Source organism: Luteimonas kalidii (genome assembly GCF_029887935.1).
GTDB classification, from domain to species: domain Bacteria; phylum Pseudomonadota; class Gammaproteobacteria; order Xanthomonadales; family Xanthomonadaceae; genus Luteimonas; species Luteimonas kalidii.
Genome location: NZ_JARXRO010000018.1, coordinates 444,984 through 467,387, shown reverse-complemented (window position 1 = coordinate 467,387; position 22,404 = coordinate 444,984). Strand labels below are relative to the sequence as shown.

Sequence of the window (22,404 nt, the reverse complement as noted above, 5' to 3'; positions counted from 1 at the left end):
GTCCGCGCCGCGCGCGCTGCCATGCGGGGCATCGCCGCATGGGCGCGCGGCGCACTCGCGCCCCCATGCACGGCGCTCACGCTGCGGGATTCAAGATCCGGCGATCCCCCGCAGGAGCAGCCGCCATGGCCCGACCCGAGACTCCCACCGCCACCCCGCCCGGCCGCCAGCCACCCGATGATGCGAAGCCCGCGCACGACACGCCCGCAGGTTCGGTGGGACGCGGCGCGCAAGGAAACGACCCCGATGCCGACGCCCCGCGCGGCACCGGCGACGAACTGCAGCAGCAGGCCGGCGGCAGCCATCCGCCGCTGACCACCAACCAGGGCGTGGTGATCGCCGACAACCAGAACTCGCTCAAGCAGGGCCCGCGCGGCCCGACCCTGCTCGAAGACTTCATCCTGCGCGAGAAGATCACCCACTTCGACCACGAGCGCATCCCCGAGCGCATCGTCCACGCCCGCGGCAGCGCCGCGCACGGCTACTTCGAGTTGGACACGTCGCTGGCGAAGTACACGCGGGCAAAGATCTTCACCGAGGTCGGCAGGCGCACGCCGGTGTTCACCCGATTCTCCACCGTGGCCGGCGGCGCCGGCTCGGTCGACACCCCGCGCGACGTGCGCGGCTTCGCGGTGAAGTTCTATACCGAAGAGGGCAATTTCGACCTGGTCGGCAACAACATCCCGGTGTTCTTCATCCAGGACCCGATGAAGTTCCCCGACGTGGTGCACTCGGTGAAGATGGAACCCGACCGCGCCTTCCCGCAGGCGGCGAGCGCCCACGACACCTTCTGGGACTTCATCTCGCTCACGCCCGAATCGATGCACATGATCATGTGGGCGATGAGCGACCGCACCATCCCGCGTTCGCTGCGCACGATCGAAGGCTTCGGCATCCACAGCTTCCGCTTCCTCGACGAGCAGGGCAACAGCACCTTCGTCAAGTTCCACTGGCGTCCGAAGCTCGGAATCCAGTCGACGGTGTGGGACGAGGCGCTGAAACTGCAGTCGGCCGACAACGATTTCCACCGCCGCGACCTGTTCGAGAACATCCAGGCCGGCAACTTCCCCGAGTGGGAGCTGGGCGTCCAGCTGTTCACCGAGCAGGAGGCCGACGCGTTCCCGTTCGACCACCTCGACCCGACCAAGATCGTGCCCGAAGCGCTGGTCCCGGTGCAGATCGTCGGCCGCATGGTGCTCGACCGCTGGCCCGACAACTTCTTCGCCGAGACCGAGCAGGTGGCGTATTGCCCGGCCAACCTCGTGCCCGGCATCGACTTCAGCAACGACCCGCTGCTGCAGGGCCGCCTGTTCTCCTACCTCGACACCCAGCTGATCCGCCTGGGCGGACCGAATTTCCACCAGATCCCGATCAACCAGCCCAAGTGCCCGTTCGCCAACCACCAGCGCGACGGCCACATGCAGATGCAGGTGCACAAGGGCCGGGTGAACTACGAGCCCAGTTCGCTGCAGGAAGACAGCCCGCGAGCCGACCAGCGCGCCGGCTTCCGCAGCCATGCGACCCTGCCCGACGACGGCGTCAAGGGCCGCGTGCGCCCGGAGAGCTTCGCCGACCACTACAGCCAGGCGCGCATGTTCTTCCGCAGCCTGGAAGCGCCCGAACAGGCGCACCTGGCCTCGGCGCTGGTGTTCGAACTTTCGAAGGTGGAGACGCCGAAGGTGCGCGAGCGCACGGTGGGTCACCTGGTGCACATCGACCCGTCGCTGGCGCAGCGCGTGGCCGACGGCCTCGGCATGGACGCGGTGCCGCCTGCTCCGGACGCCGCCGTGCCGCCGACCGACATGCCCCCGGCGCCGGAGGTGCGCATCATCGGCCGCATGCGCGAGACGCTCGAGCATCGCACGATCGGCATCCTGATCGACGAAGGCAGCGACGCCGCGGCGCTGAAGGCGCTGCGCAAGGCCGCCGAGGACGCGGGCGCGACGGTGAAGATCGTGGCGCCCAAGCTCGGCGGCGCGGTGCTGTCGGACGGGAAGAAGCAGCCCGCGGATGGCCAGCTGGCGGGCACCCCCTCGGTGGTGTTCGACGCGGTGGCGGTGCTCCTGAGCGAGGATGCGGGCAGCAAGCTGGCGAAGGAATCGGCGGCGGTCGACTTCGTCGCCTTCGCTTGGGCGCACCTGAAGGCGATCGCGCACGATGCAGGCGCCGCTCCGCTGCTCGAGGCGGGCAACGTCGGCAGGGATGCGGGTATCGTCGATGCCGCCGACGCCAGCGCCTTCATCGCCGCGGCGAAGACACGGCAGTGGGCGCGCGAACCGGAACTGCGCACGCTGGCCTGACACACCGGAAGCCGGGCACAAGGGCGGGCCCCGGCCCGCCATCGGCTTCCTCCACCAAGACGTCGTAGAGCCCCCACTCGCAGCGTGCCGTCGGGGCCCCGCGCGCTACGCTTCCGGCGGGAGCCTGCGCAGCACCGCCCTCCCCACGCGCCTGCGCTCCAGCGAGGCCACCTCGATCTGCCAGCCCGCGACCTCGATCGTGTCGCCCGGCATCGGCAGTCGCCCCAGCGTGTGCAGGAACAGCCCCGACAACGTCACGTAGGCCGAATCGCGCGGCAGCGGGATGTCCGTCGCGCGCTCCACCTCCTCCATCGACATCGAGGCATCGACGTTCCAGCTGCCGTCCTCCAGCTGCGTCGCGCCGTAATCGGCATCGCGGGTGTCGGCGAGGTCGCCGGCGATCGCGGCGAGCAGGTCGTTGGCGGTCACCAGGCCGATCACGCCGCCGTATTCGTCCACCACGATCGCGAGCGGGATCGGATGCTCGCGGAGGCGCTCGAGCGCGCGCAGCGCCGTCGTGCCTTCGGGCAGGATCAGCGGTTCACGCAGATGGTCCGCCAGTTCCAGCGGCTTGCCCGACAGCACGCCGGCCAGCAGGTCGCGGCTCTGCACCACGCCCTGCAGATTGTCGAGCTCGCCGTCGCAGACCAGCTGCCGGGTATGCGGCGAACGCGTCAGGCGCTCGGCGGCGTGCGCCATGCCGCGGCTGCCGTCGATCCACTGGATGTCGGTGCGCACGGTCATCACGGTGGCCACCGACCGCTCTGCCAGCGACAGCACGCTGTGGATCATGTCGTGTTCGGACGTCTTCAGCCGCTCGCCCGATGCATCCGTGCCGCCCCCGCCCGCGCCCTGTGCGCCATCGACCCCGTTGCGCGCGCCCAGCAGGCGCGTCAGCGCCTCGGCGGTGCGCTGCCGCATCGGCAGCGTGCGCACCTTCTTCTCGCGCTTGAACATGGTGACCTGGTTGAACGACTCGATCAGGATCGAGAACACGATCGCCGCGTACAGGTAGCCCTTCGGGATCTTGAAGCCCAGGCCTTCCGCGACCAGGCTGAAGCCGATCATCAGCAGGAAGCCCAGGCACAGCACCACCACCGTCGGGTGGCGGTTGACGAAATTCGTGAGCGGCTTGCTGGCCAGCAGCATCACCGCCATGGCGATGGTCACCGCGGCGTACATCACGCCGAGCTCGTCGACCATGCCCACCGCGGTGATCACCGAGTCGAGCGAGAACACCGCGTCCAGGATCACGATCTGGGTGACTACGACGCCGAACGCGGCATACGCCTTGTTGCCCGTATTGGCGTGCGACGTCCCTTCGAGCCGCTCGTGCAGTTCCATCGTGGCCTTGAACAGCAGGAACAGGCCGCCCCCGAGCAGGATCAGGTCGCGCCCGGAGAACTCATGGCCGAGGACCGCGAACAGCGGCTCGGTCAGGCGCATGATCCACGACAGCGCCGCCAGCAGCACCAGGCGCATCACCAGCGCCAGGCTCAGGCCGATGATCCGGGCCTTGTCGCGCTGCTCCGGCGGCAGCTTGTCCGCCAGGATCGCGATGAACACCAGGTTGTCGATGCCCAGGATGATCTCGAGGATCACGAGGGTGGCGAGACCCATCCAGATGCTCGGGTCCGAGAGCCATTCCATGGGAAATTCGATGCGAAGCGAAGGGGCACCGATGCTACAGCAGGCCGGTGCACGACCCGGTGTGCACCGCGCACCGTGATCCGGCCCAGGCATGCCTGGCGCCACCATGGTGGCCGCGCTCCCTCCCTGCGCAGTCTGCGCACGCGCCGGTCAACGGCCTCAGGCGGGAGCGTCCAGTGCCGACGCGAGCACGGCCAGGTCCTCGCGGGACAGCGGTCGCACCACGCGCGCCTGTTCCTGACCAGCGCGCAGCAGTACCAGCGTGGGCCACAGCTTCACGCCGAAGGCGCGCCCCAGCGGCCTGCCGCGTCCGTCCTCGATCTTGAGGTGGGTGAGGCCGTCGCGCGCCGCCAGCAGTGCCTGCAGCGCGGGCTGGGCGGCACGACAATGTCCGCACCACGGTGCCCCGAACTCCAGCAGCACCGCACCGGGCATCGCATCGAGTTCCGTACGGGCCGGTTCCCGGGCGCCGTACTGGCCCTGGTAGGTCACGACGGCCGGAGCGCGCGCTCGATGTCCTCCAGCGGCGCATTGGTCAGGGTCTTGGCCAGTTCGGTCACGGTGCGCGCGACCACTTCCTTGTGCAGCAGCGGGCGCATCCGCCCGAGCGTCGTCGGATCGGCGATCAGCACCAGCGCCTCGTACTGCTGCTTGAGCGCACCCTCGTTGAGCGCCAGCGCCAGTTGCTTGGCGAAGGTGGCCTCGTCGATCTGCTGCCCGGTCGACTCCCCCGGCATGCTGCCCGCGGGGCCGTCGTCATCCATGTTCATCAGCTCGCGCAGCTCCACCTGGTGCAGCGAGAGCGCGCGCTCGTCACCCTTGTTGCGGAACAGGCGCGCGCCGCCGCCGTCGGCGACGACCACCAGGGCTTCGGAGGGAATCATGGTCACGGGCATCTCCACTGGAATTGGAGCACTACCTTCCGCGAGCGCGGATCAAGATGGCGTGACCTGCAGGTCGACGGGCGGCTTCCGCCTTTCGCGCCGCCACGCGCCCAACCGCTGGATGCCAGCGCGCCCGGCAGTGCCGGGCGCGTTGGACTGCACGGGGAGTGCGCCGTACTCAGCGCTTCGACCGGGACTTGCCCTTCGCCGCCGAGGTGGATTTCGCGGGCCTGGATTGCGTCCCCGCATCCGCGTCCGCTGGGCTGCCCCCGGCGTCGAGCTCGACCTTGGTGGTGCGCGCCATCGTGCCCTCCGCCTTGCCCAGTTCGATGCCCGTCACCGGGTTGGCGTCGGGCGCCGACGTGGACCGATCGGCCATCGCGTCGACGAGCTTCTTCTGCGCCGCCGGCAGGCGCACGCTCGCCGATCCGTCGCCGCCGTCGACCGCGGTGAACCGCGCGGGATCGCTGACGTAGTCGAAGTTCTCGTCGCTGTTCCAGGGTCCGCGCATGTCGCCCTCGCCCTGCGAGGTGTTGACGTACATTTCCTCGAACTCCGGCATGCCGGCCAGCTTGCCCGGCGGGAAGTTCGGCTCGATCGCGTACAGCGCCTTCTCGAACGACTTCTGGTGCGACATCTCGCGCGTCATCAGGAAGGTGAGCGCTTCCTTGACGCCCGGATCGGCGGTGACGTTGATCAGGCGCTCGTAGACGATCTTCGCGCGCGCCTCGGCCGCGATGTTCGAGCGCAGGTCCGCGGTGGGCTCGCCGATGCTGTCGATGTAGCCCGCGGTCCACAGCTGGCCGCCGGAATTGATCAGGGCCGGGCCGCCGCCGTACAGCACCTGGGTCAGGTGCGAATCGTTGCCCGCGCCCTGCAGCGAGCGGAACAGCTCGCCTTCTTCCTCGACCGCCTCGGCCAGCCGGCCCTTGGCGCCCTTGTTGAGCATGCACACCAGCGAGCCGATCACTTCCAGGTGGCTGAGTTCCTCGGTGGAGATGTCGAGCAGCATGTCCTTGCGGCCCGGATCGTCCTCCGCCAGCGCCTGGGTGAAGTAGCGCATCGCCGCCGCAAGCTCGCCCTGCGGACCACCGAACTGCTCGAGCAGCAGGTTCGCCAGCGCGGGGTTGGGTTCGGAGACGCGGACGGTGTACTGGAGTGTCTTGTTGTGGGTGAACATGGTTCGGTTCCCTTGCCGTTCGGCAGGTGGTGGAAGAGGGTGGATCGACTGCCGCCGTGGACGGACGCGGCATGGAAGCGCGCGCCGGCATCCGCGCGGCAGGAGGCGTGGTGGTCGAGAACGCCGCGACAGGCGGCGCTCCCGGAGGATCAGCGCCGGGGCGCCGGTGGCCGCTTCTCGGGTTCGGGTGGCGCGTGGCGCTGGGTGCCACCCTCGTGGATCGGCATGCGGTCCTTGCCAAAGGGCGACCAGCTGTTGCGGTCGCCGCTTCCGTGGGGATAGGAGCGCTGTTCGCGCTCCAGCTGGTCGGACGCTGGCGCGTCGGGTGGGGAGTCCTTGTCCTTGCTCATGGCGATGCCCGCCGCTGTGGACGAAGCGGGCGCACGTGGCGCGCGCGAAGTGGCCTGCACATCCTCAATGCCCCTGCAGCTCGGGATCGCGATCCGGTCCGGAGCCTGGATCCTGCCGCGGCTGCTGGCCGGGCTGCTGCCCGGGAAACCGCTGCGGATCGGTGTGAGTCCGCCCGGGATCCTGCGCCGGCGGCGCCTGTCCGGGATCATCCCGATCCGGTGTGCCGTGGGCCTGTGGCTGCTGATCGTGCTGCGCAAACATGTGATGCGTCCTTCGTCGCGAGCGGGGTGTCGCCACGGCAAGGTGCGCGCATTCCAATGCAGGGGGCGTGAGGGGGATTCATCAAGCTGACCGCCGCCTTCGGCATGCGCTCACGTGCATCGCGCGCACCTCACGCGTGCCCCGGCGCGGTGCCCGACGCGCGGGCACGCCGATCCTCCTCATGCTCATGCCTGCGGCCGCGATTCCGCCTTCGGCTCGGCCACTTCCCGCCCGGCCTCCGCGCGGCCGGCCATTTCCGCGCCGGCATCCGGCGCCAGCCTGCGCATCTGCCAGGTCGAGACCACCGACACCAGCCCCACGGTGAGGAAGGCGAACGTGAAATTGATCGGTGCGTCGTCGGCGCGTCCCGTCAACGTGCCGGCCAGGCTCAGCGCGAAGCCGCCGATGGTCACGCCCAGGGCGAGCGCGATCTGCTGCGCCATCGCGGCCAGGCTGCTGGCCTGGCTCATCCGCGCCTGGTCGATGTCGGCGTAGGCGATCGCGTTGAGGCTGGTGAACTGCAGCGAGCGCAGGAAGCCGCTGGCCAGCAGCACGCCGACCATCAGCGGATACGGCGTGTCGGCGCGGAACAGGCCGAAGCCGCACAGCATCAGCGAGGCCGCCAGCCCGTTCCACACCAGCACCGGGCGGAAGCCGAAGCGGTGCAGGATGCGTGGCGCCACCACCTTCATCACCATCGCGCCCGCGGTCGAGGTGAACGTGACCAGGCCCGACTCCAGCGGATCGAGCCCGAACGACAGCTGCAGCATCAACGGCAGCAGGAAGGGCGTGGCGCCGATGCCGATGCGGAACAGCGAACCGCCCACCACCGCCGTGCGGAAGGTGGGGACGCGCAGCAGGTCCAGGCGCAGCAGGGGTTGCGGATGCGTGCGCGCATGGCGGACATACCCCGCCAGCAGGGCCGCGCCGGCCAGCATGCACGCGGCCAGCACCACGCCCGGCACCAGGCCGCGGCCGATCGCCGAGAGCCCGAACATCGCCAGCGCCAGCCCGCTCGCCGAGAGCAGGAATCCGCGCACGTCCAGCGGCCCCACCGCCTGGCGCAGCTCCGGAATGTGCCGCCACGCCAGCCACATCCCCAGCAGGCCCATGGGAATGTTGATCAGGAAGATGAAGCGCCAGTGCGCGTAGGTGGTGATCGCGCCGCCCAGCACCGGCCCCAGCATCGGGCCCAGCATGGCCGGGATGGTAAGCCAGCTGAGCGCCCGCACCAGTTCGGACTTCTCCACGCTGCGCAGCAGCACCAGCCGCCCGACCGGCACCATCATCGCCCCGCCCATGCCCTGCACGAAGCGTCCGGCCACCAGCTGCCCCAGGCCGTCGCTGGCCGCGCAGCCGAGCGAGCCGAGCAGGAACACCGCGATCGCGGCGATGAACACGCGCCGCGCGCCGAAACGGTCCGCCACCCAGCCGCTGACCGGGATGAACACGGCCAGGGCCAGCATGTAGGTGGTGATCGCCAGCTTCAGCGCCACCGGCTCGACGCCGAGGTCGGCGGCGATCTGCGGCAGCGAGGTGGAGATCGCCGTGGAGTCCATGTTTTCGATGAACAGCGCGGTGGCGACGATCAGCGGCAGCAGGCGTTGGGGTGGCAATGCGGCGGCGGCGACGGGCGGATGCGCATTGTCGGGCGGCAGCCGCGGACGCGGCGTGAGCGCGCCCGCATGCGGAGGTCCATGCATGCGCGTCCGCATGCGTATCGCCGGGCCGTGCGGGCGGCGGGCCGCGCGTGACACGTCCGTCCGCGCACCCGCCGGGGAGGCGGCGGCCTGCATGCCCCGTCGCAGGCCGCCTTCACGGTGCACCCACGTCGCGTCGCTAGGCTTCGCACGTTCGCAGTCTCCGGAATACACAAGTCTTGGACGGTCCCACGCCGCGCGGGAACGATGGTGCCGGCAATGCACAGATGCGCCTGTACGAGGCCATCCTCCAGTCGAGCCCGGACCTGATGTACGTGTTCGACCGGCAGCATCGTTTCATCTACGCCAACCAGGCCCTGCTCACGATGTGGGGCATGGAGGCCGAGCAGGCCATGGGGAAGACCTGCCTGGAGCTGGGGTATGCGCCCTGGCATGCGGCGATGCACGACGAGGAGATCGAACGCGTGGTCGCCACCCGGGCCCCGATCCGCGGCGACGTGCCGTTCCACCACGCCACGCTGGGAACCCGCGTCTACGACTACATCTTCGTGCCGGTACTCGGCCCGGATGGCGAGGTCGAGGCGATCGCCGGCACCACCCGCGACGTCACCGACCGCAAGCGCCAGGAAGAGGCGCTGCGCCACAGCGAGGAGCGGTTCCGGGCGATGGTGACCGCCAGCTCGGACCTGATCTACCGCATCACGCCGGACTGGCGCGAGGTCGAGGTGGTGGGGGGACGCGCGGTCAGCAAACTGCCGCGCGGCCAGCCGATCGACTGGTCGACCGAGCATATCCATCCCGAAGACCGTCCGGCCGTGCTCGACGCCATCCAGCGCGCGCGCGCCACCACGGAGTCCTACCAGGCCCAGCACCGGGTCCGGATCGACGGCGAGCAGTGGAACTGGATCAGTTCCCACGCCGTCCCGGTGCAGGATGCGGAGGGCCAGGTGCTGGAATGGTTCGGCGCGGCCACCGACATCACCGAGCGCGTGCACCACGAACAGCACCTGCACCTGCTGATCAACGAGCTCAACCATCGGGTCAAGAACACGCTGGCGATCGTGCAGTCGATGGTGCTGCAGACGCTGCGCACCTGCCCTGACGCCGGGCGCGCCGCCGAGCTGATCGAAGCGCGCCTGCAGGCTCTGGCCGGCACCCACGACATGCTCACGCGCAGCATGTGGACCGGTGCCACCGTGGACGAGATCGTGCGCATGGCGATGGGGCATTGCCTCGAGGTCGACCCCGACCGCTTCGACGTGCAGGGTCCGCAGGTGACGCTGGAGCCCAAGCGCGCGGTGGCGCTGGCGATGGCGCTGCACGAGCTGTGCACCAACGCGCTCAAGTACGGGTCGCTCTCCGTGCCCGGCGGGAGCGTGCGCATGCACTGGACGCGCAAGGACGGCGAGAACGCGCGCCTGGTCATCGACTGGGAGGAAACCGGTGGTCCGCCGGTCGAAGGCCAACCGGAGCGTCGTGGATTCGGCACGCGGCTGCTGCAGCGTGGACTCAAGCACGACCTGGGCGGTGACGTCTCGCTGGAATTCGCGCCAGCCGGTGCACGTTGCCACATCGAAACGCCGCTGCCGGCGCAGGTCTCGTGAGGCGCCCGCTTCCGCGCGCCCGGGGTCCGCGCTTGCATCCCGGACCGGGTCGCGCCGATGCTGTGCTCCGCCACCCCTGTCCATGAGGAACGCCATGCCACGCCGGGTACTCATCGTCGAAGACGAATCGCTCCTGGTCATGGTGCTCGAGGACGTGTTGCCCGCGCTGGGCTGCGAGGTCGCCGCCACCGCGCATTCGGTCGAGTCCGCGCTGGCGGCCCTGGCCGACGACGACGAGGTCGACCTCGCGATCCTCGACGTGAACCTCGCCGGGGACGATTCCTTTCCGATCGCCGATGCGCTGCACGCGCGGGGCATCCCGTTCTTCTTCGCCACCGGCTACGGCGCGTCGGTGCTGCCCGAACGCCATGCCGATGCTCCATTGATCAAGAAGCCCTACGGCCAGCGCGATCTCGAAACGGCCCTGGCCCGCGTGCCGCAGCGCAGTTCGCCGCCGAACTGAAGCGGCGCCCCGCGCGCCACGCCCACAGTGCGGACAGGCCAGCGGCTTTCGACGCGCGCCCTTGATCTCGTTCCCTTCGCGACGGTACCCCAGGCGTGCACCGCATCGCGATCGCGTGAGCCTGCTTCAGGCAGCTGAACCCGCTCGTCGTGCGTTTTCACGATGCCGTGGCGATGGCTGGGCCACATTGCATGCGTCGGGGACGCCCCTCCCCGCTCCACCGGAGCCAACGCAATGCCCGCCGTTTCCATGGAAGATTCCTTCGGCACTCCCACCCGGCCCACGGTGTGCGCCGTGCCGCGTCGCGCAACCACCCCGATGCGCCGCGGGCCGGACGTGCTCGAGGAGTGCGTGACCGAATTCACCCAGCGCCTGCGCGCCTGCGTGTCGCTGCCCGAGGACGACGAGCACTTCTGGGCCCGCGTCGCTGCCGACATCGATGCGCTGAAGTCCCGCTGCCAGCCGCAGGATGCGTTCGCATTCGAACTCAAGGCCGCGCGCATCCTGGCCGAATACGGCTTCACCGCGTGGCCGGAGGCGTTGAAATCCTCGGCCCACCAGGATTCGGTTCCGGAAGAATCGCCGGCGCCGGTGCCCTTCGTCGTCGGCGACGCCGCCGCCCCATCGAAGCGGTTCTAGCGCGCGGACCGAAGAGGGCGGTGTTCGCCCGCTTCCATCGTCTCCTGGCTGCGATCGGCTTCCGGCGCGGGAACGCTCTGCCACTGCCACCGCCCGACACGCGTCCACTCAGGCGCCTCGGCGCTGCATCGGCGCCCTGTATGCGGTCTTGACGAGGCCAAGCCTAGGCTGGCCCACACCGGTCCTCGCGGCTGGAGACACCCCATGCAGATGACATTCCTCGGCGGCCCGTGGGATGGGGCCTCGCGTCCCTGTCCTGCGACCCTGCCCGATCGCATCGAAGGCCCCGGCCTGACGATCTATGTACGCTGGCGCGACCACCCGGCGGTGGGCGGCCTGCTCGCCGATCCCTCGCCGGACACCTACACGTTCGCCGCGGTCGCGCTCGGTCCACGCGAACTGCTCGACCGCGCCGAAGACCTGCAGGACCGCGTCGACCGTGCGGCCTCGGCGCTGGCAGATTCCGGCGAGGGTCCGGATTGAGCGCACTCCACGGCCAGTGCGCGGCGCCGCGGCGCATGCACGCCACCCCGCCTCCGAGCCCTCCACGCCCCCGACCAGGCCCGATCGTTCCCTGGAACGGCGCGTGCACACACGTCTCCCATCGCTTCGCCGGGATCCGCCCATGACACCTCTCGACAAACCCCTGCGCCGCGAAGTCCTCATCGACGGCAAGCCCCATACGCTCACCCTCGACCCCGACGGGTTGAAGCTGGTGCCCAAGGGCCGGCGCAAAGGCCTCGAACTGCGCTGGCAGGACCTGGTCAGCGGCGATGCCGCGCTCGCCACCGCACTGCAGGCGTCGCTGGAAACACCGTGACGCGTCCCCCGCGGAGCGCACCTGCGCCGTTGGAACCGGCACCCTCGTCACCGCTCTACGTCGTCCGCGGCGCTCCTGACCCGGGCAGCTCGCCCGCAGCCCTGCCGTCTGCCGACACTGGTGTGGACGCGCCCCCGATCGACACGCGCGCGTGATCGCCCACGGTGCTTTCACACCCGTGCGTCCATAAGGCCGCATGCCCGCACGCACGCAACCGCATCCCTGGATCCGCACCGCCCTGTCGCTGGCGCTGACGCTCGTCCTGGCGGCCTGCAGCGGCTATCCGCGCGACGCCGACGACATGACGCAGCGCGCGGACGAACAGGGCATGCGCGTGGGCGCGAGCCACGATCCGCCGTGGGTGCTGGTCGCACCGGACGGGCGTGTATCCGGGCCGGAACCCGAGCTGCTGCAGCGCTACGCGGATGCGCGGGGCTATCGCCTGGAATGGGTACCCGGCGGGCACGATGCGCTGATGCGCGACCTGGAACGCGCCCACCTGCACGCCGTGGTCGGCGGTCACCATCGCACCTCGCCGTGGAAGCCGAGGGTCGGCTGGTCGCAGCCGCTGCGCGCACGCCCTGGCGGGGATGCCCCCCTGCCCGAGCGCCGCATCGCGCTGCCGCCGGGTCAGTCGGCCTGGCACCTCGCGTTCGACAGCTTCCTCGTGCAGCACGGGGACCGGCGATGAGCGGGTCGCCGCCGCTTCGCCCCCGCGACCCGCCGCCCGGCAGTCGGGCCGCGGGCGACCGCCGCGCGACCCGCCGGCCACGCGCTCCGCGGCGGAGCGACCTCCCGTGAGCGTCGCGCCCCGCCCTCCTTCGCGCGAACTTCCGGAGGAACAGCGCCAGGCGCTGCACCGCGCCGAGCGGCTGTGCGCCTGGACGCTGCTGTGGATGTCGCTGGTCTCGGTGCTGATGTTCCTGGCCATGGGCGGATCGCAGGCGATGAAGACCGCGCTGGTCGAGGACGTGCTGAGCCTGCTGCCGTCGGTCGCGTTCCTGGTGGCCAGCCACTTCCGCCGCAAGGGCGTGGACCACGAATACATCACCGGCCGCGAGCGCGCGTTCGACACCAACTTCCTGATCTCCGCGGTCGCGCTCACCGGCGTCGGCCTGGCGCTGGTGTACGAGAGCCTGCATACGCTGTTCACCGCCACGCGTCCGGTCGTGGGCAGCGTGGTCGTGGCCGGCCACGTGGTCTGGCAGGGCTGGATCATGATGGCGGCGCTCGCGGTGTCGGCGATCCCGCCGGTGATCCTGGGCCGCAAGAAGCTCGCGCTGGCGAAGGCGCTCTCGCTCAAGCCGCTGCATACCGATGCCGACGTGGGCAAGGCCGACTGGATGACCGCCGCCGCCGGCATCGTGGGCGTGGCGGGGATCGGCCTGGGCTGGTGGTGGGCCGACGCGGTGTCCGCGCTGGTGATCGCGGCCAGCATCCTGCACGACGGCGCCACCAACCTGCGCGGCGCGGTGCGCGACCTGCACGATGCACGCCCGCAGAAGCTCGACCGCAGCGAACCCGATCCCCTGCCCGCACGGCTGTGCCGTGAAATCGCCGCGCTGCCGTGGATGGAGGGGTGCGGCGTGCGCCTGCACGAGGAAGGATTCCATCTGTCCGGCATCGTGCTGATCGGCAACCGCACCCTGACTGCCGCGCAGGTGGAAGAGGTGCGCGCGATCGCCCACGCGCTGGACTGGCGCCTGGACCAGATCGACGTGTCGCTCTCGGGCGGCGTTCCGGATCGCCCCACCGTCTAGGCGATCACGCCCGGGCCGACGGGGCGCGCGGGCGCAGGTTCCACGGGGACCAAACAGACCTGGTCGCCCTCCGCGCGACGTGCGTCCGGCGCGTGGGCGCCGAAGGGGAGATGGCCGCTTTCACCACCCGATCACAAACCCGAACGCTGGTCCGGCGACGCCCGCCCGCCTAACGGATCCACCACGGCGCCCTTGGCAAGGTGAACAACCTGAACGGGCCAGCGCTTCCCCAAGCAACGCCCGGACACGTACAAGCAGCCCCAGTCAAAGGGACCCTTGCATGGACCAGAGCCTCGCGGACTTTCTCGAACACAACGCCGAAACCATCATCGCGGACGCCGTGGAATTCGCCCGCACCATCGACGTCGGGCGCACCCTGGACGACGTCACCCTGCGCGATCACCTGCCCGAGATCATCGCCTCCGTCGTGGCCGACCTGCGCCGGCCCCAGACCCGGAGCGAGGAGATCGAAAAATCCGAAGGCCGGGCCGTCCCGGTCGCGGGTGCACCGATATCCGCGGCCGGCACCCACGCCCTGCACCGCGCCCTGAGCGGCTACAGCATCTCGAACCTGGTGGCCGAGTACCGCGCCCTGCGCGCGTCGGTGCTGCGCAAGTGGATGGAAGTGCCCGAACGCGCCGCGCGCGCGCCGGGCGAGATCACGCGCTTCAACGAGGCCATCGACGAAGCGATCACCGAATCCGTGCGCCACTACGCCGACGAAGTCGAGCGCTGGCGCAACCTGTTCCTCGGTGTGCTGGGCCACGACCTGCGCAGTCCGCTCACGGCCATCCTGCTCACGTCCGAGAGCATCGCCCGCAGCGTGGCCGGGCAGCCGGTGGAGCGCGCAGCCCAGCGCCTGGTGCGCAGCACCGAGCACATGTGCGACCTGCTGGACAAGCTGCTGGTCTACAACCGCGCGCAGATGGGCATCGCCTTCGAGATCCGCCGCGAGCCCGTCGACCTGGGCGTCGCCTGTGCCGAGGAGATCGAACACCTGCGCTCGTCGTTCCCGATGGCAAGCATCCGCTTCGATGCCGAGGGCGACCTGCAGGGCCGCTTCGATGCCGCCCGCATCCGCGAGGTGCTCGACAACCTGGTGGTGAACGCCGACAAGTACGGCACGCGCGGGGAGGAGATCCAGGTGCGGCTGCGCGGGGACGGCGGCAAGGTGCACCTGTCGGTGCGCAACGCCGGGCAGGCGATCCCGCGCGAGAAGCTCGAGGTGCTGTTCGAACCGCTGATCCGCGGCGCAGTGGTCGCCTCCAGCGACGAGGAGGAACGCACCAGCCTGGGCCTGGGCCTGTTCATCGTGAGCGAGATCGTCAAGGCGCACGGTGGCCGCATCCACGCCGAATCGGACGACGGATTCACAGCGTTCCACATCGAACTGCCGCGCCACTGACGAGCGCGGGGCGCGCCGTTCCCGGATCGGCTTGCCGGGCACGAGGACATGCGTGCCTTGGCGACCGCATCCGGGTTGGCACATGCGGGGCGTATCGCCCCTGCACGCCATCACTTCGAACAGCACCATCTCGCCGCGCCGCACTGCGCCGTCGTCGCCTTCCCGGGCGCCGATCGCCTGCGTGCGCCCGAACGCGGTCCCGCCACAGCGGTTCGGGGCATCCCGACCGCAGACTAGGCACCGGTCGTGTCGTCCCCCGCGATCGCACCGGCCAGCTGCGCCTCGATCCGTCGACGTGCATCGCTGTCGGGAGCCGTCCGGCGCGCCACCTCCGCGACCACGTCGCGCCTGGCATCGAGCAACCGCTGCCGGGCGGGAGACGCGGTCCCGCCGCGCACCTCCTCGAGCGCCCGCAGCAGGCGCAGCAGTACGGTGGTATTGCCGTGCGCATTCTCGAGGATCTGGTCGAACGCCAGCGCCAGCAGGCGCTCGAACCCCGGGCCGGCGGGCAGCACGCGCAGTTTCTGCGCGTCGCGCAGGGGACGGGGTTGGACGCGCCGTCCGGCGAGGCGCCGCAACAGCAGCGACAGATAGTCCAGGCTGGTGACCGCGGTGGTGCTGTCGTTGATGGCGGGAGACAGCGCCTTCAGGGCCACGTCGACCAGCTGGCGGATGCCGAAGGCCACGTCCTGCTCGATGGTGCGGTAGGAATCGATGGCATACATCCCGGCCAGGCGGCGCGAGTCCCCGGCCCCGGGCGCACGCGCCGTGCCGATGCTCGCGATCGGCAGGTCGGGACTGGCGAAGTCGCCGAGGCTGGCCTTCATCCGCACCACCACGTCGCGTTCGCGGGCGAACGCCAGCAGGGCGTCGTAGTCCACCCGCTCGATGTAGCCCATCTGCGTCGCGATGACCGGATGCCAGTGCAGCCCGTCGCCGGCCTCGTTCCCGGGCACGACCTCGTCGCCCTCGAGCGGGTCGGGAAACAGCGTGTCGATCGTGCACAGGGTGTCGGCGGCAATGCCGTGGGCGATCGCGCCCGACTGGATCGATGCCGCCACGTGGTGGATGAAGAACACCAGGAACGCCACCGCCACCAGCGCCAGCCCCAGGCCCGAGGTCACCGCCACCTGCGGCACGAAGCCCTCGCTTTCGTTGCCGGTAATCGTGCGCATCACGCACAGGCAGTAGGCGAACACGCCGAGAAACACGCCGAGCACGACCTGGTTCCCCCGGTCGCGCATGAAGTTGCGCAGCACACGCGAGGTGTACTGCGTGGAAGCCTGCGCGAGCGCGACGATGGTGATCGAGAACACGACGCCGGCCACCGTGATCATCGATCCTGCGATCGTGGCCATCAGTTCGCGGGCCCCGTCGGCACCGACCGCCCACAGCGCGGCCCCGCGCGCGTCGGCGCCGTTCCCCGACTGCCGGTCGAGCGCCACCAGCCCGACGGCCAGGCCGATCGACGCCAGCACGATGCAGCCGGGCAGGAACCAGAAGCTCGACCGCAGGCTCACGGCGAGCTTGCCCAGCGCCCCGCTCGAGATCCGGTCGGCCATGCTTCGCCCCAGTGAGAGCGCGGAGTGTGGTCCGGTCCACGTGGAGGGCGCGAGAACGGTCGCTCGCCGGGTGGACGGGAATGCGCCGCCGTTACGGGAGGGTGACGGGAGGCGCGCCCACAGGGGCGTAGCATCGACCCCGGGGGATCCCCACGCAGGGGGACACGACATGGACAGCACGCTGGCGGACTTCATCGAGGAGAACGCCGAGACGGTCGTCGAGCAGGCCATCGCCTTCGCGCGCACCGTCGACGTGGGACGGCCGCTGGATGAAGCCACCTTGCGCGACCACCTGCCGCAGATCATCGAGACCGTGGTGCAGGACCTGCGCACGCCGCAGACGCGCGCGCAGGAGATCGAGAAATCCGAGGGCCGCACCCAGGGCGATCCGGACCAGGCCATGTCCGCGGCCGGGACCCACGCCCTCCACCGCGCGCGCAGCGGATACAGCATCGCCGACCTGGTCGCCGAGTACCGCGCCCTGCGGGCGTCCGTGCTGCGCGGCTGGGCCGACGCGCCCGACCGCTTCGCGCGCTCGACTGTCGAGATCGCGCGCTTCAACGAGGCCATCGACGAGGCCATCGCCGAATCGGTCAGCCACTATGCGAGCGAAACCGAACGCTGGCGCAACCTGTTCCTCGGCGTGCTGGGCCACGACCTGCGCAGCCCGCTGACCGCGATCCTGATCACGTCGGAGATGATCGGGCGGATGGCCGCCGGCGAGCCGCTCGCGCGGGCGGCGCAGCGCCTCCTGCGCAGCGGGGAGCACATGCGCGACCTGCTCGACAAGCTGCTGGTGTACAACCGCACGCAGATGGGCATCGGCTTCGAGGTCCGTCGCGAGGACACCGACCTCGCCGACGCCTGCGCCGAGGAAATCGAGTTGTTGCGGGACTCGATGCCTGAGGCGCGGATCCGCTACCAGGCCGACGGCCCGGTGCACGGACTGTTCGATGCCAGCCGCGTGCGCGAGGCGCTGGCCAACCTGGTGGTGAATGCCCACAAGTACGGGACTGCCGACTGCACGATCGACGTCGAACTGCGCACCCGGGGCGAGGACGCGCAGCTGTCGGTGCGCAACCCCGGGGCTCCGATCCCTCCCGAGACGCTGGAAAGACTGTTCGAGCCGCTCAAACGGGGCGGCGTGGCCGCCTGCGACCAGGCCGAGCGCGCGAGCCTGGGCCTGGGACTGTTCATCGTGAGCGAGATCGCCAAGGCGCACGGCGGCAGCATCCAGGCCGACTCGCGCGACGGATCGACCACCTTCCACCTGCAGCTGCCGCGCGGCTGATCGGCGGTGTTCGCCCGGGCCTCCAGCCCATGCGAACGAGGCCCCGGAACCGCGGCCTCGAAGTCGCGCTGGGTCCGTTCATCGTGAGCGGGATCGTCAAGGCCCACGATGGCCGCATCCGCGCCGGATCGGACGATGGCTTCACCGCGTTCCATATCGAACTGCCGCGTCACTGACGCAACGCTGGGCGTCGCCCCCCTGGTACGCGCCGCTCGGCGCGTCGGCGCATTCGGTTGCCGAGCGCAATGGCGGATCAAGCATCTGCGGCGCCCGCTGTCGCATGACGCAATGCAGCATGCCATGGTATGCTTCGCCGCCTCGCTGGCACGCCAGCCGCCGCCTCGCCCGACCTCCTCTGTGATCACGCCACCCTAGTCTCTCCGTTTCCGACCCGAGAGTGCCCTCGCTGCAGGGCAGGTGCCGCGCCATCCCGTCACAGACGTCCCGGCCCACGCCGGGTGCATCGGATCATCGACCTTGAACAGCTTGTCCAACCTGCGCCAGGAATGGCTCGGGAACATCCGCGGCGACCTGCTCGCCGGCCTCGTCGTCGCGCTGGCACTGATCCCGGAATCGATCGCGTTCTCCATCATCGCCGGCGTCGATCCCAAGGTCGGCCTGTACGCCTCGTTCTGCATCGCTGTGGTGATCTCGTTCACCGGTGGCCGCCCGGGCATGATCTCGGCCGCGACTGGCGCGATGGCCCTGGTCATGGTCGGCCTGGTCAAGGAACACGGCCTGCAGTACCTGCTGGCCGCCACCCTGCTCACCGGCGTGCTGCAGATCATCGCCGGCATGCTCAGGCTGGGTTCGCTGATGCGTTTCGTCTCGCGCTCGGTGGTCACCGGGTTCGTCAACGCGCTGGCGATCCTGATCTTCCTCGCCCAGCTGCCCGAACTGATCGACGTGCCGTGGACGGTCTATGCGATGACCGCCGCCGGCCTGGCCATCATCTACCTGTTTCCGCGCCTGACCCGCGCGGTGCCGTCGCCGCTGGTGGCGATCGTGGTGCTGACGGTGGTGGCGATCGCGCTCGAGCTCGATATCCGCACCGTGGGCGACATGGGCGAACTGCCCGACAGCCTGCCCGTGTTCCTGTTGCCCGACGTGCCGCTCAACCTCGAGACGCTGGCGATCATCTTCCCGGTCTCGGTCACGCTGGCGATCGTCGGCCTGCTCGAATCGCTGCTCACGGCGAAGATCGTGGACGAACTGACCGATACGCCCAGCAACAAGAACCGGGAATCCGTGGGCCAGGGCGTGGCCAACATCGCCTCAGGCTTCATCGGCGGCATGGCGGGCTGCGCGATGATCGGGCAGTCGGTGATCAACGTGAAATCCGGCGGCCGCGGCCGCCTCTCGGCGCTGGTGGCCGGCGTGTTCCTGCTGTTGCTGGTGGTGTTCGCCGGTCCGTGGGTGAAGCAGATTCCCATGGCTGCCCTTGTCGCGGTGATGATCATGGTCTCGATCGGGACCTTCAGCTGGGCCTCGCTCAAGGGGTTGAGGACCCATCCGAAAACCTCGAGCCTGGTGATGATCGCCACCGTGGCGGTCACGGTGATGACCCACGACCTGGCCAAGGGCGTGTTCACCGGCGTGCTGCTGTCGGGCCTGTTCTTCGCACGCAAGGTCGGCCAGGTGCTGCACATCGGGTCGACGTCCGAGGACGAGGGTCGCGCGCGCCACTACACCGTCACGGGCCAGGTGTTCTTCGCCTCGGCCGACCAGTTCGTGGCCGGGTTCGATTTCCGCGAAGCCATCGAGCGGGTGCGGATCGACGTCGGCCGCGCGCACTTCTGGGACCTCAGCGCGGTGGGTGCGCTGGATTCGGTGGTGCTGAAGTTCCGCCGCGAAGGTACCGAGGTCGAACTGCTGGGCATGAACGAGGCCAGCGCAACGCTGGTCGACCGGCTGGGCGTGCACGACAAGCCCGACGCCGTCGAACGGCTGATGGGTCACTGAGGAGAGGGCGATGACAGAGCAGACGATCGGACAGTCCCACCTGAACATCGGCGGACGCGTACTGGCGGCCATCGATCCATCGGTCTACAGCGAGAGCGTGGCGCACTACGCGGCATGGGCGGCGAAGCGGCTGGATGCACCGCTCGAGTACCTGCACGTGCTAGACCGCCATCCGGAACACGCCCCCAGCAGCGACCTGAGCGGCAACCTCGCGCTCGGCGCCCGGGAAACCCTGCTCCAGGAGCTGGCGGCGCTCGACGAATCCAGGAGCCGGCTGGCGCAGGACTGCGGGCGCGCGCTGCTCGGGCACGCGCAGGCGATCGCGGTCTCGTTCCACGGCGTGCAGGCCGAGAGCCGTCTGCGCCACGGCGCGCTGGTCGACACCCTGGCGGAGCACGAGGCGCAGGTGCGCCTGTTCGTGCTCGGCAAGCGCGGCGAACACGCCGATTTCGCCAGGGGCCACCTGGGTAGCGAGGTGGAGCGCGTGGTCCGCGCCATGCACCGGCCCATCCTGGTGGTGTCGCGCGCCTATGCCGAGATTACGCGGGTGCTGGTGGCGTTCGACGGCAGCGCCACCACGCGCAAGGGCGTCGAGATGGTCGCCGGCAGCCCGCTGTTCCGGGGCCTGAATATCGAGGTGGTCACGGTGGGTGCGCCATCCGATGCCAACCGCCGCAACCTCGAGTGGGCGCTGGCCACACTGGCCACCGCCGGAATCGACGGCCAGGGCGCCATCGTCGAAGGCGAGGCGGACGACGTGATCGCGCAGCAGGTGAAATCGCAGCAGATCGACCTGCTGGTGATGGGCGCCTACGGACATTCGCGCATCCGCCAGCTGATCGTCGGCAGCACCACCACCAGCGTGCTGCGGACCTGTCGCGTTCCCGTGCTGTTGCTCCGCTAGCCGGCGGCGACGTCATGTGCGCAGCCTCGACGGCCGCCGCGGTGCCTGCCACCGCCTGATCCAAGCCGTCTACAGCCGCTCCATCGCGCTCGCGCGGATCAGGATCTCGTCCTGACGGAAACGCCGTTCCAGTTCGTCCCGATACGTGGCCCACCAGCCATGGTCGACATGTGGCGTCATCACTTCGAACAGGACGACCTCGTCCCGACGCACCCGGCCGCCGTCATCCTCCCAGGCGCCGACGGCAGGCGACCTGGCGAATGCTGTCACGCCGCCGAAGCGATCGGCGAGTTCAACATGCACGGCAGCGAGCGCCGCCTTGGCGAACGGCTTGCCGTCGTTGTCGTACAGGGGAAGGAACAGCTGGATCAGGTGCATTGCAAAGTCGCGTCCGATCTGCACGCGGGACAGGCCAGCGCCACCCCGCCCGGAGGCGGAGCGGCACCGGCCCGAGCGCATGCTGTCGGACGGTCAGGCGGCCTTGCTGTCGGCCTGGGCGCGCTCGTTGCCGCCCTGCTCGGCCAGCATGGTGAGCTTCTCGTCGGTCGCCTTCTCTTCCTTGAGCGTCTCGAGCAGCAGCTTGAGCGCATCCCGCTGGCCCTGCTGCTTGGCGAGCGCCGCCAGCGTGCCGTAGGCCGCGATCTCGTAGTGCTCGACCTTCTGCGCGCCGCCGATCAGCGCCGCGTCGCGCAGCGGCCCCTTCTCGATCGAGTCGATGACGTCCTTGCTTTCCTCGACCAGCCCTTCCATCGCGGCGCACTTGATGCGCTTGAGCTTGATGCCCATCAGCTCGACGATCTGGTCGATGCGCTCGATCTGCACCTGGGTCTCCTCCAGGTGAGCCTCGAACGCCGCCGCGAGCTTCGGGTTGTCCGCGGCGCGTACCAGCCGGGGCAGTGCCTTGGACATCTGCTTCTCGGCGCTGTAGGTGTCCGAAAGCTCATGGATGAACAGTTCTTCGAAGTTCTTCACTGACATGTCGCTTGCTCCGTTACGGTAGTGGAGGATGCGCTCCGGAGCGCGGAGCGCCGATGGCCGGTCCGACGGCGGCGGTGCTTATGCGGCCACCGTCATACCGGGGAAGACAACCAGGCCCGGCGTGGGGCCTGGTTGTCGGGTTCACGCGAATGCGCGCGGGATCAGCGGCCGTCGCCGTCCGCATCGCCCGGCAGGGCGCGCTCGACGCGGTGCCAGGCGGCACGGGTGGCGTTGCGCGCATCGTCCCACTCGAGCCGCGAGTTGCCGCGGCCGCGCTCGTACTCCGCGCGCAGGTCGCCTTCAACCGCGTCGAAGTCGCGATCGCTGTAGCGCGCGCGGCCTTCGTAGCCGGTGCGGTACGCCGGTGCGTAGTCCTCGTAGCCGAATTCCGGCTTGTGGTAGCTCTCGGCGCTGTAGTTCTCGCGCCAGTAGGCCTCTTCCACGGTCGGGTTCACCCGCTCGCCCACGGCCTTGCCACCGAGGCCGCCAGCCACCGCGCCGACCGCAGCACCGACCATCGTGCCCACCGGACCTGCGACCGACCCGACCGCGGCGCCGGCCACGCCGCCTGCGGCAGCGCCGACACCCGTACCGACGGGATGCGCGCCGGGGGTGCCGGTGATGGGATCGCGGTTCGCGTCTTGCTTGTCGAGACGGCTGTCATCGTTGGGGTTCGTCATTGCCATGCTCCTGGAAGTGGGGTCGGCTGAATGCCGGCGCCAAAGGTGC

At 69.9% G+C, this 22,404-nt stretch carries 23 protein-coding genes and 2 pseudogenes; 15 read left to right on the top strand and 10 right to left on the bottom strand.

Annotated features, from left to right (window positions below):
* Nucleotides 1-125: 125 nt before the first annotated feature.
* Nucleotides 126-2,300 (top strand): catalase, encoded by a 2,175-nt coding sequence (locus QFW81_RS13105; RefSeq protein ID WP_280579333.1) that lies wholly within the window; start codon nucleotides 126-128, stop codon nucleotides 2,298-2,300.
* A 105-nt stretch (nucleotides 2,301-2,405) separates the two neighbouring features.
* Here the strand turns inward: QFW81_RS13105 and QFW81_RS13100 are convergent, their stop codons facing one another.
* From QFW81_RS13100 to QFW81_RS13080, 5 genes and pseudogenes are all read right to left on the bottom strand, one after another.
* Nucleotides 2,406-3,950, bottom strand: a complete 1,545-nt coding sequence (locus tag QFW81_RS13100; protein WP_280579332.1) for a TerC family protein — start codon at nucleotides 3,948-3,950, stop codon at nucleotides 2,406-2,408.
* A 159-nt stretch (nucleotides 3,951-4,109) separates the two neighbouring features.
* Nucleotides 4,110-4,385, bottom strand: coding sequence for a thioredoxin family protein (locus tag QFW81_RS13095; RefSeq protein WP_425604043.1), 276 nt, complete (start codon nucleotides 4,383-4,385; stop codon nucleotides 4,110-4,112).
* Between the two features lie 53 nt (nucleotides 4,386-4,438).
* Entirely contained in the window at nucleotides 4,439-4,834 is a 396-nt protein-coding gene (locus QFW81_RS13090; RefSeq protein ID WP_280579448.1) for a host attachment family protein, read from the bottom strand.
* A gap of 280 nt (nucleotides 4,835-5,114) precedes the next feature.
* Nucleotides 5,115-6,014 (bottom strand): annotated as a pseudogene (locus QFW81_RS13085) (manganese catalase family protein); the annotation flags it as partial.
* A 149-nt stretch (nucleotides 6,015-6,163) separates the two neighbouring features.
* Nucleotides 6,164-6,364, bottom strand: coding sequence for a hypothetical protein (locus QFW81_RS13080; protein WP_280579329.1), 201 nt, complete (start codon nucleotides 6,362-6,364; stop codon nucleotides 6,164-6,166).
* On the opposite strand from QFW81_RS13080, the gene QFW81_RS13075 reads away from it, so the two are divergent.
* The gene (locus QFW81_RS13075) at nucleotides 6,363-6,716 is read left to right on the top strand and encodes a hypothetical protein (RefSeq protein WP_280579328.1); all 354 of its coding nucleotides are present in this window, start codon (nucleotides 6,363-6,365) and stop codon (nucleotides 6,714-6,716) included. The two genes, QFW81_RS13080 and QFW81_RS13075, sit on opposite strands and share 2 nt — an antisense overlap.
* Before the next feature lie 95 nt (nucleotides 6,717-6,811).
* On the opposite strand, the gene QFW81_RS13070 is transcribed toward QFW81_RS13075, so the two are convergent.
* Nucleotides 6,812-8,329 carry an MFS transporter gene (locus tag QFW81_RS13070; RefSeq protein ID WP_280579327.1) on the bottom strand — a complete coding sequence of 506 codons (1,518 nt, stop codon included), beginning with the start codon at nucleotides 8,327-8,329 and terminating at the stop codon, nucleotides 6,812-6,814.
* A gap of 224 nt (nucleotides 8,330-8,553) precedes the next feature.
* Between QFW81_RS13070 and QFW81_RS13065 the strand changes: the two are divergent.
* The 9 genes and pseudogenes from QFW81_RS13065 to QFW81_RS13025 form a co-directional block, all read left to right on the top strand.
* A pseudogene (locus QFW81_RS13065) lies at nucleotides 8,554-8,928 on the top strand (PAS domain-containing protein); the annotation flags it as partial.
* 24 nt (nucleotides 8,929-8,952) lie between these two features.
* The gene (locus tag QFW81_RS13060) at nucleotides 8,953-9,891 is read left to right on the top strand and encodes a sensor histidine kinase (protein WP_280579446.1); all 939 of its coding nucleotides are present in this window, start codon (nucleotides 8,953-8,955) and stop codon (nucleotides 9,889-9,891) included.
* Between the two features lie 94 nt (nucleotides 9,892-9,985).
* On the top strand, nucleotides 9,986-10,354 hold the full coding sequence (locus QFW81_RS13055; protein WP_280579325.1) for a response regulator: 369 nt from the start codon (nucleotides 9,986-9,988) through the stop codon (nucleotides 10,352-10,354).
* A gap of 234 nt (nucleotides 10,355-10,588) precedes the next feature.
* On the top strand, nucleotides 10,589-10,993 hold the full coding sequence (locus QFW81_RS13050; protein ID WP_280579323.1) for a hypothetical protein: 405 nt from the start codon (nucleotides 10,589-10,591) through the stop codon (nucleotides 10,991-10,993).
* Between the two features lie 204 nt (nucleotides 10,994-11,197).
* Nucleotides 11,198-11,476: a hypothetical protein gene (locus QFW81_RS13045; RefSeq protein WP_280579322.1), complete on the top strand. Its 279-nt coding sequence runs from the start codon at nucleotides 11,198-11,200 to the stop codon at nucleotides 11,474-11,476.
* 142 nt (nucleotides 11,477-11,618) lie between these two features.
* Complete coding sequence (locus tag QFW81_RS13040) at nucleotides 11,619-11,813, top strand: hypothetical protein (protein WP_280579320.1); 195 nt, start codon at nucleotides 11,619-11,621, stop codon at nucleotides 11,811-11,813.
* Between the two features lie 196 nt (nucleotides 11,814-12,009).
* Nucleotides 12,010-12,504 (top strand): transporter substrate-binding domain-containing protein, encoded by a 495-nt coding sequence (locus QFW81_RS13035; RefSeq protein ID WP_280579319.1) that lies wholly within the window; start codon nucleotides 12,010-12,012, stop codon nucleotides 12,502-12,504.
* A 106-nt stretch (nucleotides 12,505-12,610) separates the two neighbouring features.
* The gene (locus QFW81_RS13030) at nucleotides 12,611-13,573 is read left to right on the top strand and encodes a cation efflux transmembrane domain-containing protein (RefSeq protein ID WP_280579318.1); all 963 of its coding nucleotides are present in this window, start codon (nucleotides 12,611-12,613) and stop codon (nucleotides 13,571-13,573) included.
* 280 nt (nucleotides 13,574-13,853) lie between these two features.
* A complete protein-coding gene (locus QFW81_RS13025; RefSeq protein WP_280579317.1) occupies nucleotides 13,854-14,978 on the top strand; it encodes an ATP-binding protein in 1,125 nt (374 codons plus the stop codon).
* Nucleotides 14,979-15,211: 233 nt separating this feature from the next.
* On the opposite strand, the gene QFW81_RS13020 is transcribed toward QFW81_RS13025, so the two are convergent.
* The gene (locus QFW81_RS13020) at nucleotides 15,212-16,540 is read right to left on the bottom strand and encodes a DUF2254 domain-containing protein (RefSeq protein WP_280579315.1); all 1,329 of its coding nucleotides are present in this window, start codon (nucleotides 16,538-16,540) and stop codon (nucleotides 15,212-15,214) included.
* A gap of 169 nt (nucleotides 16,541-16,709) precedes the next feature.
* Between QFW81_RS13020 and QFW81_RS13015 the strand changes: the two genes are divergently transcribed.
* The 4 genes from QFW81_RS13015 (at nucleotide 16,710) to QFW81_RS13000 (ending at nucleotide 20,697) form a co-directional block, all read left to right on the top strand.
* Nucleotides 16,710-17,831, top strand: a complete 1,122-nt coding sequence (locus QFW81_RS13015) for an ATP-binding protein (protein WP_280579314.1) — start codon at nucleotides 16,710-16,712, stop codon at nucleotides 17,829-17,831.
* Nucleotides 17,832-17,860: 29 nt separating this feature from the next.
* Nucleotides 17,861-18,007: a hypothetical protein gene (locus QFW81_RS13010; protein WP_280579313.1), complete on the top strand. Its 147-nt coding sequence runs from the start codon at nucleotides 17,861-17,863 to the stop codon at nucleotides 18,005-18,007.
* Nucleotides 18,008-18,308: 301 nt separating this feature from the next.
* A complete protein-coding gene (locus tag QFW81_RS13005) occupies nucleotides 18,309-19,793 on the top strand; it encodes a SulP family inorganic anion transporter (protein WP_280579312.1) in 1,485 nt (494 codons plus the stop codon).
* Between the two features lie 10 nt (nucleotides 19,794-19,803).
* Nucleotides 19,804-20,697, top strand: coding sequence for a universal stress protein (locus QFW81_RS13000; protein WP_280579311.1), 894 nt, complete (start codon nucleotides 19,804-19,806; stop codon nucleotides 20,695-20,697).
* 69 nt (nucleotides 20,698-20,766) lie between these two features.
* Here the strand turns inward: QFW81_RS13000 and QFW81_RS12995 are convergent, their stop codons facing one another.
* The 3 genes from QFW81_RS12995 to QFW81_RS12985 all read right to left on the bottom strand — a co-directional run bounded on the left by QFW81_RS12995 (nucleotide 20,767) and on the right by QFW81_RS12985 (nucleotide 22,355).
* Nucleotides 20,767-21,075, bottom strand: coding sequence for a hypothetical protein (locus QFW81_RS12995; RefSeq protein ID WP_280579310.1), 309 nt, complete (start codon nucleotides 21,073-21,075; stop codon nucleotides 20,767-20,769).
* A gap of 93 nt (nucleotides 21,076-21,168) precedes the next feature.
* On the bottom strand, nucleotides 21,169-21,675 hold the full coding sequence (locus QFW81_RS12990) for a YciE/YciF ferroxidase family protein (RefSeq protein WP_280579309.1): 507 nt from the start codon (nucleotides 21,673-21,675) through the stop codon (nucleotides 21,169-21,171).
* A 161-nt stretch (nucleotides 21,676-21,836) separates the two neighbouring features.
* Complete coding sequence (locus QFW81_RS12985) at nucleotides 21,837-22,355, bottom strand: glycine zipper domain-containing protein (protein ID WP_280579308.1); 519 nt, start codon at nucleotides 22,353-22,355, stop codon at nucleotides 21,837-21,839.
* Between the last annotated feature and the right edge of the window lie 49 nt (nucleotides 22,356-22,404).

Bases quoted from the DNA above. Each gene is read 5' to 3' on its own strand.
- QFW81_RS13045 (WP_280579322.1), top strand. From the start codon at position 11,198: ATGCAGATGACATTCCTCGGCGGCCCGTGGGATGGGGCCTCGCGTCCC.
- QFW81_RS13055 (WP_280579325.1), top strand. From the start codon at position 9,986: ATGCCACGCCGGGTACTCATCGTCGAAGACGAATCGCTCCTGGTCATG.
- QFW81_RS12990 (WP_280579309.1), bottom strand. From the start codon at position 21,675: ATGTCAGTGAAGAACTTCGAAGAACTGTTCATCCATGAGCTTTCGGAC.
- QFW81_RS13095 (WP_425604043.1), bottom strand. From the start codon at position 4,385: ATGCCCGGTGCGGTGCTGCTGGAGTTCGGGGCACCGTGGTGCGGACAT.
- QFW81_RS13105 (WP_280579333.1), top strand. From the start codon at position 126: ATGGCCCGACCCGAGACTCCCACCGCCACCCCGCCCGGCCGCCAGCCA.
- QFW81_RS13070 (WP_280579327.1), bottom strand. From the start codon at position 8,329: ATGCATGGACCTCCGCATGCGGGCGCGCTCACGCCGCGTCCGCGGCTG.
- QFW81_RS13040 (WP_280579320.1), top strand. From the start codon at position 11,619: ATGACACCTCTCGACAAACCCCTGCGCCGCGAAGTCCTCATCGACGGC.
- QFW81_RS13075 (WP_280579328.1), top strand. From the start codon at position 6,363: ATGGCGATGCCCGCCGCTGTGGACGAAGCGGGCGCACGTGGCGCGCGC.
- QFW81_RS12985 (WP_280579308.1), bottom strand. From the start codon at position 22,355: ATGACGAACCCCAACGATGACAGCCGTCTCGACAAGCAAGACGCGAAC.
- QFW81_RS13080 (WP_280579329.1), bottom strand. From the start codon at position 6,364: ATGAGCAAGGACAAGGACTCCCCACCCGACGCGCCAGCGTCCGACCAG.
- QFW81_RS13020 (WP_280579315.1), bottom strand. From the start codon at position 16,540: ATGGCCGACCGGATCTCGAGCGGGGCGCTGGGCAAGCTCGCCGTGAGC.
- QFW81_RS13090 (WP_280579448.1), bottom strand. From the start codon at position 4,834: ATGATTCCCTCCGAAGCCCTGGTGGTCGTCGCCGACGGCGGCGGCGCG.
- QFW81_RS13100 (WP_280579332.1), bottom strand. From the start codon at position 3,950: ATGGAATGGCTCTCGGACCCGAGCATCTGGATGGGTCTCGCCACCCTC.
- QFW81_RS13025 (WP_280579317.1), top strand. From the start codon at position 13,854: ATGGACCAGAGCCTCGCGGACTTTCTCGAACACAACGCCGAAACCATC.
- QFW81_RS13015 (WP_280579314.1), top strand. From the start codon at position 16,710: ATGGACAGCACGCTGGCGGACTTCATCGAGGAGAACGCCGAGACGGTC.
- QFW81_RS13050 (WP_280579323.1), top strand. From the start codon at position 10,589: ATGCCCGCCGTTTCCATGGAAGATTCCTTCGGCACTCCCACCCGGCCC.
- QFW81_RS13000 (WP_280579311.1), top strand. From the start codon at position 19,804: ATGACAGAGCAGACGATCGGACAGTCCCACCTGAACATCGGCGGACGC.
- QFW81_RS12995 (WP_280579310.1), bottom strand. From the start codon at position 21,075: ATGCACCTGATCCAGCTGTTCCTTCCCCTGTACGACAACGACGGCAAG.
- QFW81_RS13035 (WP_280579319.1), top strand. From the start codon at position 12,010: ATGCCCGCACGCACGCAACCGCATCCCTGGATCCGCACCGCCCTGTCG.
- QFW81_RS13010 (WP_280579313.1), top strand. From the start codon at position 17,861: ATGCGAACGAGGCCCCGGAACCGCGGCCTCGAAGTCGCGCTGGGTCCG.
- QFW81_RS13060 (WP_280579446.1), top strand. From the start codon at position 8,953: ATGGTGACCGCCAGCTCGGACCTGATCTACCGCATCACGCCGGACTGG.